This window comes from Sphingomonas aerophila (assembly GCF_014199305.1).
GTDB lineage: Bacteria > Pseudomonadota > Alphaproteobacteria > Sphingomonadales > Sphingomonadaceae > Sphingomonas > Sphingomonas aerophila.
In genome coordinates, this window is record NZ_JACIJK010000009.1 from 55,639 (window position 1) to 67,611 (window position 11,973).

The following is an 11,973-nucleotide window of genomic DNA, read 5'->3' on the forward strand; positions in this document are numbered from 1 at the left end:
TTCCGCCGGGTGAAGCGCAGCTTTGTTTCCGGCGGGACGCAGACACCCGGCATCCCCGACTCCGCCTTTTCAATGGGGCCGGGGATGCGGATGCGCTACGACCAGCCGGCGGCGACGCTATCCGACTACATTACCGGCTACACCTGCTACGCGTCGGACTCGCCGGCGGAGTTGGTGGACTGGTTCCTGCCAGCACCGGTAATGATCAACATCTCCTTTGATGCTGGACCAATCTCGGCCGCCATGGGTAGCCGCAAGATCGGGGCGGTTCCGCAAGTTGCCTTATATGGTCCGACGACTTGGGCCATGCGGCTGACGACGCACGGCGGAGTGATGATCGGCACCGGGGTCAGCGCGCTTGGCTGGTCACGACTGTTTCGACGTAGCGCGAGCGATATCCACAATCGCATCGTCCCGCTTTCGGAATTTGGCGGCGCCGACATGGCCGAACGAATGCTGGCGGCCCTTACCGGGCTGGGCAGCGACCGGGACATCAAGGGCGCGCTCGACTCCGTGCTCGCCGACCTGCTCGGCCCGGTTCACCCGGACGAGCCGCTGATCCGCCAGTTGGCCCTCATCACCGTGACCAAGGACATCCTGGACGTAGGGGATGTCGCCCGCCAGCTTGGGCTTGCGCCGCATCAGTTGCGCGCGCTGTCGCGTCAGTTCTTTGGCATGACGCCCAAGCTGCTGCTCCGTCGTGCACGGTTTCTCCGGTCCTTGTTACGCCTGTTCGCGGCCGGGGACGCGGCGAATTACGACTTGATCGACAAGAGCTATTTCGACGCGTCGCACTTCCTGCGGGACGCGGAGACCTTTCTCGGCACCACGCCACGCCGGTTCATGGCACGTCCCACCACCTTCCTGGCCGCGAGCATCCGTGCCCGGGCCGCGGTGCTGGGCGTGGGGACGCAGGCATTGCACGATCCCGCTCGCCTGGCGTTCCGTTCTCCCGTTGATGCGCCATGAGCGATGGGGCGGTTACTGGCCGTTGTCCTGGCTGCGATGGCACGCCGTTGTCAGCCGCCGAGCGAGTGGAACTGGAGCGGGAGTGGCTGCACCTTACGCGTGCCACGCTGCCCGCACTGGCCCTCGACCGAAGCTGGCCGGTCAAGGCGGATCACTGCTTTCAGCGGATCCTCCTCGACAATGCGCTGGGCGGACGCTGGTACGACCATGTTGCTGCCCGGCCGGCCTATCGTCATGTCGATGCGGAGGCGCTGGCCCGCGCGGTGGAGCTTGCCCGTGCTGCCGTACAGGGTGAAGTCGACCTGACCGATCTGAACCGTCGTTCGCTCGCCTGGCGTGGAAGGCGGTAAGGTCAGCCCAGCCGCGTCACCATCACCGCCAGTATCGGCGTCTTGGCCCCCGAAACTTGCAGCACGTAACGGCCCGGGGTCAGCTTGAAATCGACGAACTTGCGGACGGTCGAACAATCGGGCCCGTGACCGTGCGCCACTGCCGTCACAGCCTTCATCCCCGTCGAGCCCTCGCCACCGGCAACCAGATCGACCCACACCGCCGCGCCCAGCGCGACGCGATAGGTGCCGGGCGTCGTCACATCGACCGCGAGCACACCTGCTTGTGTTCCGGCAGCAGCGGCGCGTTCAGGCTTCACCGGAAACGTGACGGTTGCCACCGGCGACAGCGTCGTTCGAGCGCTTCGCCCCAAGGCCAGCGTCGCCGGGGTGGCGACGCTGGTGCCTGCCGTCACGCCCTGCATGGCGGCCCAGCCGTCATAGGTCGCGGGCAGGGCGGCGCTGCTGCCCGCCGGGCATGCCGGGTCCTGCCTTATCGGCGCGGCCGCAATCGCGAGCGCGGCGGCCGCTGCCGCCACCATCATCCCAGTCACGTTCGTCTCCTATCTCGCCGTTGCGATAGTGCGCGCGGGCGGGGCCGTGCAACGGGCGGAGGGGTTTTGGCCAGTACCGAGGGATTTCCACCGGTCGCCGCCCCTTCAACTGGCAACGGGCGGGGTCGTTCCTATCTTAACCCTGTCCTACAGCGTCCAGAACGGATAAAGAACACCCCTATGTCCCTGACCACCATTTCCGTCCGCGGCGCGCGTGAACACAACCTCAAGGATGTCGATATCGACATTCCACGCGATACGCTGACGGTGATTACGGGCCTGTCGGGCTCGGGCAAATCGTCCCTGGCGTTCGATACCATCTATGCGGAGGGACAGCGCCGCTATGTCGAGAGCCTGTCGGCCTATGCGCGCCAGTTCCTGGAGCTGATGCAAAAGCCCGACGTCGACCATATCGAGGGCCTGTCGCCGGCCATCTCGATCGAGCAGAAGACCACCAGCCGCAATCCGCGCTCCACCGTCGCGACCGTGACGGAGATTTATGACTATATGCGCCTGCTCTGGGCGCGGGTCGGCATCCCCTATAGCCCCGCCACGGGGGAGCCGATCGCGGCGCAGCAGGTCAGCCAAATGGTGGACCGCGTCATGGCGCTACCGGAGGGAACCCGGCTGCTGCTGCTCGCCCCCGTCGTTCGCGGACGCAAGGGCGAGTACAAGAAGGAACTGCTGGAATGGCAGAAGGCCGGCTTCACCCGCGTCCGCATCGACGGGCAGGTTCATGAGGTCGATGAGGCGCCCGCGCTCGACAAGAAGTTCAAGCACGACCTGGAGGTAGTGGTCGACCGCGTCGTGGTCGGGCGTGTCGACGCGACCCGCCTGGCCGAAAGCTTCGAAACCGCGCTGAAGCTTGCCGATGGGCTCGCCTATGTGGACCCGGCCGATCCGGTCGACGTTTCCACGCCCAAGTCGGCCGTGCTGGGGGACCATGCCCCTGCCGGTCGCATCGTGTTCTCCGAGCGTTTCGCCTGCCCCGTGTCGGGCTTCACCATCCCGGAGATCGAGCCGCGCCTGTTCTCGTTCAACGCGCCGCAGGGTGCTTGCCCCGCCTGCGACGGGCTGGGAGAGAAGCTGCTGTTCGACGAGGACCTGGTCGTTCCCAACCACGCGCTGTCGATCAAGAAGGGCGCGGTCGTCCCCTGGGCCAAGTCCAACCCGCCATCGCCCTATTACATGCAGGTGCTGGGCTCCCTCGCGCGGGAGTTCGGCTTTTCCATCGACACGCCCTGGGGTGAACTATCGCCCGAGATCCAGGACAAGATCCTGCATGGCACGAAAGGCAAGCCCGTCACGCTTACCTTCATCGACGGCAAGAAGAGCTACGACGTCAACAAGCCATTCGAGGGCGTGATCGGCAACCTCAACCGCCGCCTGGTCCAGACCGAGTCCGCCTGGATGCGGGAAGAGCTATCCAAGTACCAGTCGCCCAAGCCGTGCGAGGTCTGCCACGGTGCCCGCCTGAAGCCGGAAGCGCTGGCGGTGAAGATCGCGGGCGAGGACATCAGCCATGCAACGCACCTGTCGGTCGTGGACGCGCTCGCATTCTTCACCGCGATGCCCGCCACACTTTCCGACCAGCAGCGCGCCATTGCGGAGCGCATCCTGAAGGAGATCATCGAGCGGCTCGGCTTCCTCAACAATGTCGGGCTCGACTACCTCAACCTCAACCGCACGTCCGGCACCCTGTCGGGCGGTGAGTCCCAGCGTATCCGCCTCGCGTCGCAGATCGGCAGCGGCCTGTCGGGCGTCCTTTATGTCCTCGACGAGCCCTCGATCGGGCTTCACCAGCGCGACAACGACATGCTGCTGGTCACGCTGCGCCGCCTGCGCGACCTGGGCAACACCGTGCTGGTGGTGGAACATGACGAGGACGCGATCCGCACCGCGGACTATGTTATTGACATGGGGCCGGGCGCCGGCGTCCATGGCGGGCAGATCGTGGCGCAGGGCACGCTGCCCGAGCTGCTGGCGTCAGAGGGTTCCATCACCGCCGATTACCTGAACGGTACGCGGGAGGTCGCCGTCCCCGCTATTCGGCGCAAGGGCACGGGCAAGAAGCTGACGGTGCACAACGCCACCGCCAACAACCTGAAGGGGGTCACCGCCTCCATCCCCATCGGCACCTTTACCTGCATCACCGGCGTGTCGGGGTCGGGCAAGTCGTCCTTCACGCTCGATACGCTGTTCGCCGCCGCCTCTCGCCAGCTCAACGGCGCGCGTGTCCTTGCCGGCCGTCACGACAAGATCACCGGGCTACAGCATCTCGACAAGGTGATCGACATCGACCAGTCGCCGATCGGCCGCACGCCCCGATCCAACCCCGCGACCTATACCGGCGCCTTTACCTCCATCCGCGACTGGTTCGCCGGGCTGCCCGAGGCGCAGGCGCGCGGCTACAAGCCCGGCCGCTTCTCCTTCAACGTCAAGGGCGGGCGGTGCGAGGCGTGCCAGGGCGACGGCGTGCTCAAGATCGAGATGCACTTCCTGCCCGACGTCTATGTCCAGTGCGACGTCTGCCACGGCGCGCGGTACAACCGCGAAACGCTGGAAGTGAAGTTCAAGGGCAAGTCGATCGCCGACGTGCTCGACATGAACGTGGAGGATGCCGCCAGCTTCTTCGCCAACGTACCCCCGATCCGCGACAAGATGGCGATGCTGGTCGAAGTGGGCCTGGGTTACGTCAAGGTCGGTCAGCAGGCGACGACCCTGTCGGGCGGCGAGGCGCAGCGGGTGAAGCTTGCAAAGGAACTCGCCAGGCGGGCCACCGGCAACACGCTTTACATCCTCGACGAGCCGACCACGGGGTTGCACTTCGAGGACGTCCGCAAGCTCCTCGAAGTCCTCCACGCGCTGGTGGAGCAGGGCAACACCGTGGTGGTGATCGAGCACAATCTGGACGTCATCAAGACCGCCGACTGGGTCGTGGACCTCGGGCCGGAGGGCGGCGTCAAGGGCGGCGAGATCGTCGCGGTCGGCACGCCGGAGGAGGTGGCCAAGGCGCCGGGGAGCTATACCGGGCGGTATCTGGCGCCGTTGCTGGAGAAGGGGAGGGGTGGCGTACAGCGGGCGGAGGCGGCGGAGTAGGCTGATAATCAATCCATGGTCTAAGCGGCTCGCGGTCCAGCGGGCCGGAAGCACGCATGCGGCGTACAGCCGTAAAATCATTGGAGAGGGTGATGGCTTCAGAGGCAGAGGCGACGCGGTATGAAGTATATCAGAATGAGATAGTCGACGACATCAGAGCTACAGTTGAGACACTTGGATGTCAGCCGATACTCTTTGTGGGTTCCGGGCTCTCGAGGCGTTACTTCGGTGCGCCTAACTGGGACGAGTTGCTCCTTCACTTGACTGGAACCTGCCCTGCCATTGACAAGGGTCTAGGGTATTACAAGCAGTCCCTAGGTTCCGCGCCAGATATCGGCGAGAGGTTTGCAGAACTTTTTCAGGAGTGGGCATGGTCGGGTGGGAAAATTCCTTTCCTGCCGAAATGTTCGGGACAAGTGTCTCGGCGCAAGCCTACATCAAGCACGAGATAGCCCGATTTAACATAAGTAAGACACCGGAAAGCGTGGAAGAGCTCAGGGCGGGGGGATACGGTGCTGAGATCGAGTCTCTTCAGGCTATAAAGCCCCATGCCATTGTGACGACCAACTATGATCAGATGTTGGAGATCATATTTCCAGATCTAGTGCCGGTCGTTGGTCAGTCGATATTGCAGGGGGCGCAGCTTTCAACCGGCGAGATATTCAAGATACATGGGAGTGTAGAGAACTACAACGGTCTTGTGTTTACGCGTTCAGATTACGAAACGTTCGTGTCTAAGAAAAAATATTTGAGCGCGAAGCTGCTCACATTCTTCTCGGAGCACCCACTAATCTTCGTGGGATACATTGCCTCTGACCCAAACATTCAAAGTATTTTGTCGGATATCGATGAGGCTCTGCCCGTAAAGGGGGGCGTCATACCTAACGTGTACATTCTTGAATTCAACGAGGGAATCTCTGGATCGTCATCTCCTGCAAGAGAGAGGATTATCCAAACTGGAGATGATAGAAGTGTACGTGTTAAGCTGATCGAAGCTCGAGAGTTTGGCTTAGTGTTTGATGCGTTTGCAGCAAATCCGGCTCTGAATGATGTAAACTCAAAAGCTCTTCGCGCGCTGCTTGCAAGATCCTACAACCTGGTGCGTCATGACATCCTAGAATGATGGTACATGCGAACTTTGAGATGCTGAGTGGCGCTGTCGAGAGCGATGAGAGTTTTGCGACACTGTTTGGTTTGGCTGAAATCTCTAATTACTCTGCCTTAGCGGCGAGCCACCCGTATTCTCTAACCGAGGTAGGAAAGGCTCTTGGCGGCAAAGGTTGGCATCTCGCTGACAAGATGTTGAAGAAGGTCAAGGCGGACGTAGGTGTAGATATCAAGGCCTCTGACAACCGGTATCATATTGCTCACAAGCTCAATCAGACCGAGTTTGGAAAATACTCTTCTGACGCAATAGCCTTGCTCAGGCTCGTCGCGGCGGATCAGCCCTACACCGTGGACCTTTAGGCGATCAGCTTAGCAGCTTAGGAACATTCGCCGCCGCGGAGGTGAGCCCCAGCGTCGTCAGTTGGCGCTTTGGCCCCGCTGGCCCGCCGTCCTGACATGGTGGCCAGCGGTGCTGGCCTTGTACTCGCTTCGCTTCGTAACCATCTGAGGGCTGCTACAGTCGCATATTGACGGTTTTCGGCGCTTTGCGGCTCCTTCTCCTTCCTTCCCTGCTTCCCATGGCACCGGGCGGGCCGACACGCGGCTTGCCCCATCAAAGAAGGAAGGCTCCCATGAGCACCACTGGCACCGTAAAGTTTTTCAACGCCGACAAGGGCTATGGCTTCATTGCGCCCGACAACGGTGGCAACGACGCGTTTGTGCATATCTCCGCCGTTGAGCGTGCAGGCATGATCACGCTGAACCAAAACCAGCGCGTTTCGTTTGAACTGGAAGAGGATCGCCGCGGCAAGATGGCCGCTGTGAACCTGTCACACGCGGACTGATATCCGCCGCAAGGGCGCAGCGACGGCTGCGCCCGAGCCAAAGGGCGGGCCCGGCCAACGGCGCGATACGCACCGGCCGACGACACGGGATCTAGTCCCGCGTCCACCCGCCCCAGGTTCGAACAAGCCCATCAGGGCCCGAATTCCAGCTCCCTCAACCCCAGCCCACGGAGCCGCCCATGCGCGACAGCGACACCTTCACCGCCCACGCCACCCGTTGCCGTCAGGAAGCCGACGCCGCGACGTTGGACAATGTTCGCGACCGTTCGCTCCGCGCGGAAGCCGCCTGGGCCGCCATGGCTGAGCGCAGCCTGAAGTCCGAAACCGCCCGCGATGCCCGCGAGGCACGCCCGCTTGAGGAAGTCGCGCCAGAGGTCTTCCTGCCCACCGGACGCTGACGACTGGACGGGGCGCACGACCGCTCCGCCACGCTGGCGTCGACGATCCTGGCGAGTGTTGGGCGAGGTAGCCGCGCTCGCCAACGAGCTTCTCATGTCCGCTTGGGCGTCAGGACGTTGTGATCGGCGTCCTTCATCTCGCGCACAAGGGTGCGCGCGCGCATGTCGACGTCGCTAAGGTGACATTGCACCGCGAACTCGCTCGTCTCTGGCGTGATCAGGCCGAAGTGGAAATGCCTCGACGCCTGCATCTGAAACGCATGTGTTATGTAGGTGTCGAAGATGCTTTCGAGCGACCTCGGCTGGCCATGCAGGGCGAGCCAGACGTCGCTCGCCGCGGACGAGGTGAAGCTGACAAGGCGTTTGCCGGTGAGAACACCCTGCGCGGTGCGCGCCTGAATCGCGGATGGCTCCACGCCGCTACCCAGGACCCGCTCGACGTACCCCTTGAGCATGGCGGGCGCGGAGCCGAACCAAATCGGGTAAACCAGAACGAAGACGTCCGCGCCGCGGATGACGTCGAGTTCATCCTCCACGTCCTTGCACCGCACGCTGTTGGGTCCCGGGCGCTCGGCGCTGTGCAGCACCGGGTCGAAGCCCATCCGGTAGAGATCGCGCAAGACGGCCTGGTGACCCGCCGCCTGCACGGACGCGCAATAACGTTCGGCGACAGAGGCGTTGAAGCTTCTTTCTTCCGGGTGGCAAAGGATGACGACGTGGCGCGGCGCGGCCTGATCGATGGACACGGGATGCTCCTTCCGCGCGAGTCTGGATCATCGGACGCTGCTTTGCAGTCCGTAAGATCACGGATGGTTGCCTACGTCCGCGAAGGGCTCAGGACCCATCCTGACGGACCAGCAGCAGGATCAGCTGGAGTATGACGATCACCGCGATCCCCGACCCGCCAACGGCCAGGCGTGGCTGATCATGAGCGGTTCTGACGAGCCGATCGATGACCGCGAAATGTGTGCTGCGCATGGGTGTCTCTCCCCTAGGCAGAATCGGCTTACCCGCTCGCGGCGAGGTTGCGGTATTCGTTTACTTACGGAGGGTCCGGCTCCGGGGCCCGTGGACGGCTCAGTGCGCCATGAACAGGGGCACGGGGCTGTGGGTCAGCATCGCCCGGCTGACGCCCCCGAACAGCCCTTCGATGAAACGAAGGTGGCCGAAACCGCCCATCACGAGATAGTCGTGGCTCCCTGTCGTCAGCTCCTCCAAGACTTGATCCGAAGCCTGGAACCGGGTCGCGGAAACCCGGCGAACCTGCACGCCGATGCCTTCGCGAGCGAGATAGGTCGCGGCGTCTTCGGCCGGCATTCGCACCGAGCCGTCACTCGCTTCGAAGAGGACCACGCTGCTCGCGAGCTTCAGCAAGGGCAGCGCGGCCCGCATGGCCGCCACCGCGCAGGACGACCCGTCCCACAGGACGAGCGCATGGTTGAATGCGATTCGCCTGCACGCTTCGGGTATGGCCAGGACCGGGCGGTTGGATCTGACGATCAGGTCCGCCGCGACGGACCGCATGTCCGGTACGGGATAGCCGTCAAGCTGACGATTGACGACGATGACGTCGGCAAGGCCGGCAGCTTCCTTCAGGCAGATCGCGAGGGGGCCGGTCGCCTCCAGCCAGGTCCACCGCACATCCTCTGCCCTAAGCCGCCTCTCCATGCGCGAACGGTTGGCACTCTCGCGCGCTTTCTCGTCCTCAAGTAGCAGCGACACGCCATAGTTATCCACCATGTCGGCAGCGACGATGGGCGGGGGCGGGACCGTGACGTCGAGGCAGGTCATGTGCCCGTCGACCAGGCGAGTGAGGTCGAGCCCGGCCTGAAAGCGCGCCTCCTGACCGGCATCATCGTGGATCAGCACCAGGATGTTCTTCATGGCTCACCTCTGTTGGTGAACGGAGACTAGGAACCGCCCAATGGTCGCCATATCGGCAATGTTACGGATGCGCTCCGGGCCGGCGGCGATCCGGCAATCTGGACGGTTCTGGCGTCCCTCGGGACCGCATAGGCGGATTTGCCAAAGCCTCGGTTTCCACATTGGCCTTTGCCGCGCTACACGGGCGCGCCAATCTGGAGATCACACAATGAACAATGCTGAACTCGCCGAAATTCTGGTGACCGACCACGGCCTGACCAAGGCGGACGCGCGCAAGGCGCTGGACGCGGTGCTCGGCGCGATCGTCTCGACCGCATCCAAGGGCGAAGAAGTCTCGCTGACCGGCTTTGGCAAGTTCAAGATCAAGGACAGCCCCGCGCGTGAGGGCCGCAACCCTGCCACGGGCGACACTATCCAGATCGCTGCTTCCAAGAAGCTGACGTTCGTACCCGCCAAGGCCGTCAAGGACGCCCTGAACGGCTGAAGTGCTGCGGCCGTGCGGTTTCCCCGCACGGCCGCTTCTTCTCCGGCGACGCAAGCCGCGGCAGACCTGGTAGGTCCAGCCTATGCCCGGTAGTCACGTCGCATCAGGGAGACGACGGACGTCACGCAACGATCACCCTTGATCCGAGTTAAGTGGGTATCGACCCTGATCGGAGTCAATCGTATGCGTACGCTTGTCCTTGGCCTCCTGGCCGCTTCCACCACTCTCGCCGGCTGCAGCACCTATGGCGGCGGCCTTGGCGGTGACCGCCGCTACTCCTCCTATGACTATAATCGCCCTGATCCGGCTTATGGCAGTTACGATGCCGGCCGATATTATCGCGAAGACAATCGCTATCGGGAGCGTCGCCTTTCACGCAACGAGCGCGTGTATCGCGGGCAAGACGGGCGATATTATTGCCGACGCAATGACGGCACCACGGGCCTGATCATCGGCGGCGCCGCGGGCGGCCTGCTTGGGAATGCCATTGCGCCCGGCGGTTCGGGCCTGCTCGGCGCGGTACTCGGCGCGGCTGGCGGTGCGCTTGCGGGGCAGGCGATCGAGCGCGGCAACGACCAGGTTCGTTGCCGATGACACCGGCAGGCCAGGTGGTGCGTTAACCCCGGCGCGGTCAGCCCCGCAAGCTTCAGGAGCAGTATTCATGAGTATCTTTGGCGCGATCAAGCACGCGATCTTCGGCGACAAGGGCCCGCTCGGCGGCCAGTTTTCCGGCCACAAGAACACGGCGCAGACCACCAGCGGCCACGCCCAGACGACCGGTGCCGCCCCGACCCAGCCCGCGCCCGCTCAGTCACAAGCCCCGGCCCAGGCTCAAGCGCCAGCCCAGGCCGTCGACGTCGAACAGGTGCTGACCGGCATTGCGCAGCAGAAGGGCAATCCGAACCTCAACTGGCGCTCCTCGATCGTCGACCTGATGAAGCTGCTCGACATCGATTCCAGCCTCGACAACCGCAAGGAGCTGGCCACTGAGCTCGGCTACTCGGGCGCAAAGGATGGATCGGCGGAGATGAACATCTGGCTGCACAAGGCCGTGATGCGCGAGCTTGAGAAGAACGGCGGCACGGTTCCCGCTGGCCTGAAGGACTGATCCATCCGCGGTGGCGGGCAGGGGCTTCGGTCTTCTGCCTGCCTCCGGCTATCGGCTCAGCCGGGCCCCGTGGAGTCCGCAAAGCATGCGTGTCTCGTTGACGAGGCATTGCCCGGCGCGACGGGCGGTCCGGCCTGTGAAGATACCGGCCCGACAACCGCTCCGCTGATCACAGGGCCGGAACGCCTCGCGCCGCCACCCGTTGGCTGGCAACACAGGACTGTTCACGGGGATAGCTTATGGATTTCAAGAAACTCGGGCTGGGCCTCGTCGCCTTCACCGCAGGCGTTGTCGCCTGGTCGGTGGGCGCCGCCCGCTTTGGCCCCAGACCGGGCCGGCAGCCTTTTTCGCCCCCCGCTCGACCAACCGATCCGCGTACAGACGCGGCTGACGTGGGCGCTGTCTTTGGTGACAGCGTCACGGCGCCCCTGGCACCACGGCCTGCTACGCTTGCGGCCGCTCCGGTCGGCATGGCTGAAACGGAGAAGGCGCTGCCGCGGGGTGAACCGAACCCCGCCGCCGAACACGTGCCCACCGACCTGCTCGGTGACGAACCGCCCCGCCCCGGCGACCGCGCGCCCGAGGCGTTCCGCCCCGATCCGACCGCGGTCCCAACGCCAGAGGAGCGCGAGGCTCTGCGTCCGGCGACCGGCCCAGCGCCGACGCTGGTAGCGGACCGTGGCTCCGGTTTCAGCGAAGCGGCTGGCGCCGCCTGAGGAGAAGATCGCAATGACGACTCGTACCGCTACCGCCCGCTATGAAGGCCTTGGCAAGAACGGCCAAGGACAGGTGTCCACCCAGTCGGGCGTGCTCGATGGCACCCAGTACAGCTTCGACACCCGGTTCGAAGACGGCAAGGGGACAAACCCGGAGGAGCTGATCGCGGCCGCCCATGCCAGTTGCTTCACCATGGCGCTCAGCTTCGCGCTTGCGGGCGCGGGCTTCACCGAGGGCACGCTCGACACCAAGGCCGCAGTCACGCTCGACAAGGACGGCGACGGCTTCAAGATCTCAAAGTCGGAGCTGACGCTGACCGCCAGCGTGCCCGGCATCAGCCCGGAGCAGTTCGAGGAACTGGCGAACGGCGCAAAGGCCGGTTGCCCCATTTCCAAGGTGCTGAACGCGGAGATCTCGCTCAAGCACGAGCTCCGCTGACGCCAAATTCCAAGTGATCGGTCGGGCTGTGGGCGTCGCCG

General features: G+C 63.9%; 16 protein-coding genes and 1 pseudogene. 12 read left to right on the plus strand and 5 right to left on the minus strand.

Going from position 1 to position 11,973, the window contains the following annotated elements; all coding sequences use genetic code 11:
* Positions 1-9: 9 nt before the first annotated feature.
* The gene (locus tag FHS94_RS14345; protein WP_184059070.1) at positions 10-969 is read left to right on the plus strand and encodes a helix-turn-helix domain-containing protein; all 960 of its coding nucleotides are present in this window, start codon (positions 10-12) and stop codon (positions 967-969) included.
* Entirely contained in the window at positions 966-1,319 is a 354-nt protein-coding gene (locus FHS94_RS14350; RefSeq protein ID WP_246348633.1) for a GCN5-related N-acetyltransferase, read from the plus strand. The genes FHS94_RS14345 and FHS94_RS14350 overlap by 4 nt, the downstream gene beginning before the upstream one ends.
* A gap of 2 nt (positions 1,320-1,321) precedes the next feature.
* Here the strand turns inward: FHS94_RS14350 and FHS94_RS14355 are convergent, their stop codons facing one another.
* Positions 1,322-1,852 carry a homogentisate 1,2-dioxygenase gene (locus FHS94_RS14355; RefSeq protein WP_184059072.1) on the minus strand — a complete coding sequence of 177 codons (531 nt, stop codon included), beginning with the start codon at positions 1,850-1,852 and terminating at the stop codon, positions 1,322-1,324.
* A gap of 180 nt (positions 1,853-2,032) precedes the next feature.
* On the opposite strand from FHS94_RS14355, the gene uvrA reads away from it, so the two are divergent.
* From uvrA to FHS94_RS19450, 5 genes are all read left to right on the plus strand, one after another.
* On the plus strand, positions 2,033-4,951 hold the full coding sequence (gene uvrA / locus FHS94_RS14360; RefSeq protein ID WP_184059074.1) for an excinuclease ABC subunit UvrA: 2,919 nt from the start codon (positions 2,033-2,035) through the stop codon (positions 4,949-4,951).
* 370 nt (positions 4,952-5,321) lie between these two features.
* Positions 5,322-6,074: an SIR2 family NAD-dependent protein deacylase gene (locus tag FHS94_RS14365; protein ID WP_184059076.1), complete on the plus strand. Its 753-nt coding sequence runs from the start codon at positions 5,322-5,324 to the stop codon at positions 6,072-6,074.
* Positions 6,071-6,418 carry a hypothetical protein gene (locus FHS94_RS14370; RefSeq protein ID WP_184059077.1) on the plus strand — a complete coding sequence of 116 codons (348 nt, stop codon included), beginning with the start codon at positions 6,071-6,073 and terminating at the stop codon, positions 6,416-6,418. The genes FHS94_RS14365 and FHS94_RS14370 overlap by 4 nt, the downstream gene beginning before the upstream one ends.
* Positions 6,419-6,690: 272 nt before the next feature.
* Positions 6,691-6,903, plus strand: a complete 213-nt coding sequence (locus FHS94_RS14375) for a cold-shock protein (protein ID WP_184059079.1) — start codon at positions 6,691-6,693, stop codon at positions 6,901-6,903.
* Between the two features lie 179 nt (positions 6,904-7,082).
* The gene (locus FHS94_RS19450) at positions 7,083-7,301 is read left to right on the plus strand and encodes a hypothetical protein (RefSeq protein WP_246348634.1); all 219 of its coding nucleotides are present in this window, start codon (positions 7,083-7,085) and stop codon (positions 7,299-7,301) included.
* On the opposite strand, the pseudogene FHS94_RS19935 reads toward FHS94_RS19450, so the two are convergent.
* The 4 genes and pseudogenes from FHS94_RS19935 to FHS94_RS14395 form a co-directional block, all read right to left on the minus strand.
* Positions 7,233-7,397 (minus strand): annotated as a pseudogene (locus tag FHS94_RS19935) (hypothetical protein); the annotation flags it as partial. The gene FHS94_RS19450 and the pseudogene FHS94_RS19935 overlap by 69 nt on opposite strands.
* On the minus strand, positions 7,394-8,047 hold the full coding sequence (locus FHS94_RS14385) for an NAD(P)H-dependent oxidoreductase (RefSeq protein WP_184059083.1): 654 nt from the start codon (positions 8,045-8,047) through the stop codon (positions 7,394-7,396). The pseudogene FHS94_RS19935 and the gene FHS94_RS14385, both read right to left, overlap by 4 nt.
* 88 nt (positions 8,048-8,135) lie before the next feature.
* Positions 8,136-8,279, minus strand: a complete 144-nt coding sequence (locus FHS94_RS14390) for a hypothetical protein (RefSeq protein ID WP_184059085.1) — start codon at positions 8,277-8,279, stop codon at positions 8,136-8,138.
* A 99-nt stretch (positions 8,280-8,378) separates the two neighbouring features.
* Entirely contained in the window at positions 8,379-9,185 is an 807-nt protein-coding gene (locus FHS94_RS14395; protein ID WP_184059087.1) for a universal stress protein, read from the minus strand.
* A gap of 208 nt (positions 9,186-9,393) precedes the next feature.
* Between FHS94_RS14395 and FHS94_RS14400 the strand changes: the two genes are divergently transcribed.
* The 5 genes from FHS94_RS14400 to FHS94_RS14420 all read left to right on the plus strand — a co-directional run bounded on the left by FHS94_RS14400 (position 9,394) and on the right by FHS94_RS14420 (position 11,932).
* Positions 9,394-9,669 (plus strand): HU family DNA-binding protein, encoded by a 276-nt coding sequence (locus FHS94_RS14400; protein ID WP_184059089.1) that lies wholly within the window; start codon positions 9,394-9,396, stop codon positions 9,667-9,669.
* Between the two features lie 183 nt (positions 9,670-9,852).
* Positions 9,853-10,263: a glycine zipper 2TM domain-containing protein gene (locus FHS94_RS14405; protein WP_184059091.1), complete on the plus strand. Its 411-nt coding sequence runs from the start codon at positions 9,853-9,855 to the stop codon at positions 10,261-10,263.
* Between the two features lie 67 nt (positions 10,264-10,330).
* Positions 10,331-10,777, plus strand: a complete 447-nt coding sequence (locus tag FHS94_RS14410; RefSeq protein ID WP_184059094.1) for a DUF3597 domain-containing protein — start codon at positions 10,331-10,333, stop codon at positions 10,775-10,777.
* A gap of 239 nt (positions 10,778-11,016) precedes the next feature.
* Positions 11,017-11,493, plus strand: coding sequence for a hypothetical protein (locus tag FHS94_RS14415; protein ID WP_184059096.1), 477 nt, complete (start codon positions 11,017-11,019; stop codon positions 11,491-11,493).
* 13 nt (positions 11,494-11,506) lie between these two features.
* Entirely contained in the window at positions 11,507-11,932 is a 426-nt protein-coding gene (locus FHS94_RS14420; protein WP_184059098.1) for an OsmC family protein, read from the plus strand.
* Positions 11,933-11,973 lie beyond the last annotated feature (41 nt).

Bases quoted from the DNA above. Each gene is read 5' to 3' on its own strand.
- FHS94_RS14350 (WP_246348633.1), top strand. From the start codon at position 966: ATGAGCGATGGGGCGGTTACTGGCCGTTGTCCTGGCTGCGATGGCACG.
- uvrA (WP_184059074.1), top strand. From the start codon at position 2,033: ATGTCCCTGACCACCATTTCCGTCCGCGGCGCGCGTGAACACAACCTC.
- FHS94_RS14365 (WP_184059076.1), top strand. From the start codon at position 5,322: ATGGTCGGGTGGGAAAATTCCTTTCCTGCCGAAATGTTCGGGACAAGT.
- FHS94_RS14370 (WP_184059077.1), top strand. From the start codon at position 6,071: ATGATGGTACATGCGAACTTTGAGATGCTGAGTGGCGCTGTCGAGAGC.
- FHS94_RS14375 (WP_184059079.1), top strand. From the start codon at position 6,691: ATGAGCACCACTGGCACCGTAAAGTTTTTCAACGCCGACAAGGGCTAT.
- FHS94_RS19450 (WP_246348634.1), top strand. From the start codon at position 7,083: ATGCGCGACAGCGACACCTTCACCGCCCACGCCACCCGTTGCCGTCAG.
- FHS94_RS14390 (WP_184059085.1), bottom strand. From the start codon at position 8,279: ATGCGCAGCACACATTTCGCGGTCATCGATCGGCTCGTCAGAACCGCT.
- FHS94_RS14395 (WP_184059087.1), bottom strand. From the start codon at position 9,185: ATGAAGAACATCCTGGTGCTGATCCACGATGATGCCGGTCAGGAGGCG.
- FHS94_RS14400 (WP_184059089.1), top strand. From the start codon at position 9,394: ATGAACAATGCTGAACTCGCCGAAATTCTGGTGACCGACCACGGCCTG.
- FHS94_RS14405 (WP_184059091.1), top strand. From the start codon at position 9,853: ATGCGTACGCTTGTCCTTGGCCTCCTGGCCGCTTCCACCACTCTCGCC.
- FHS94_RS14410 (WP_184059094.1), top strand. From the start codon at position 10,331: ATGAGTATCTTTGGCGCGATCAAGCACGCGATCTTCGGCGACAAGGGC.
- FHS94_RS14415 (WP_184059096.1), top strand. From the start codon at position 11,017: ATGGATTTCAAGAAACTCGGGCTGGGCCTCGTCGCCTTCACCGCAGGC.
- FHS94_RS14420 (WP_184059098.1), top strand. From the start codon at position 11,507: ATGACGACTCGTACCGCTACCGCCCGCTATGAAGGCCTTGGCAAGAAC.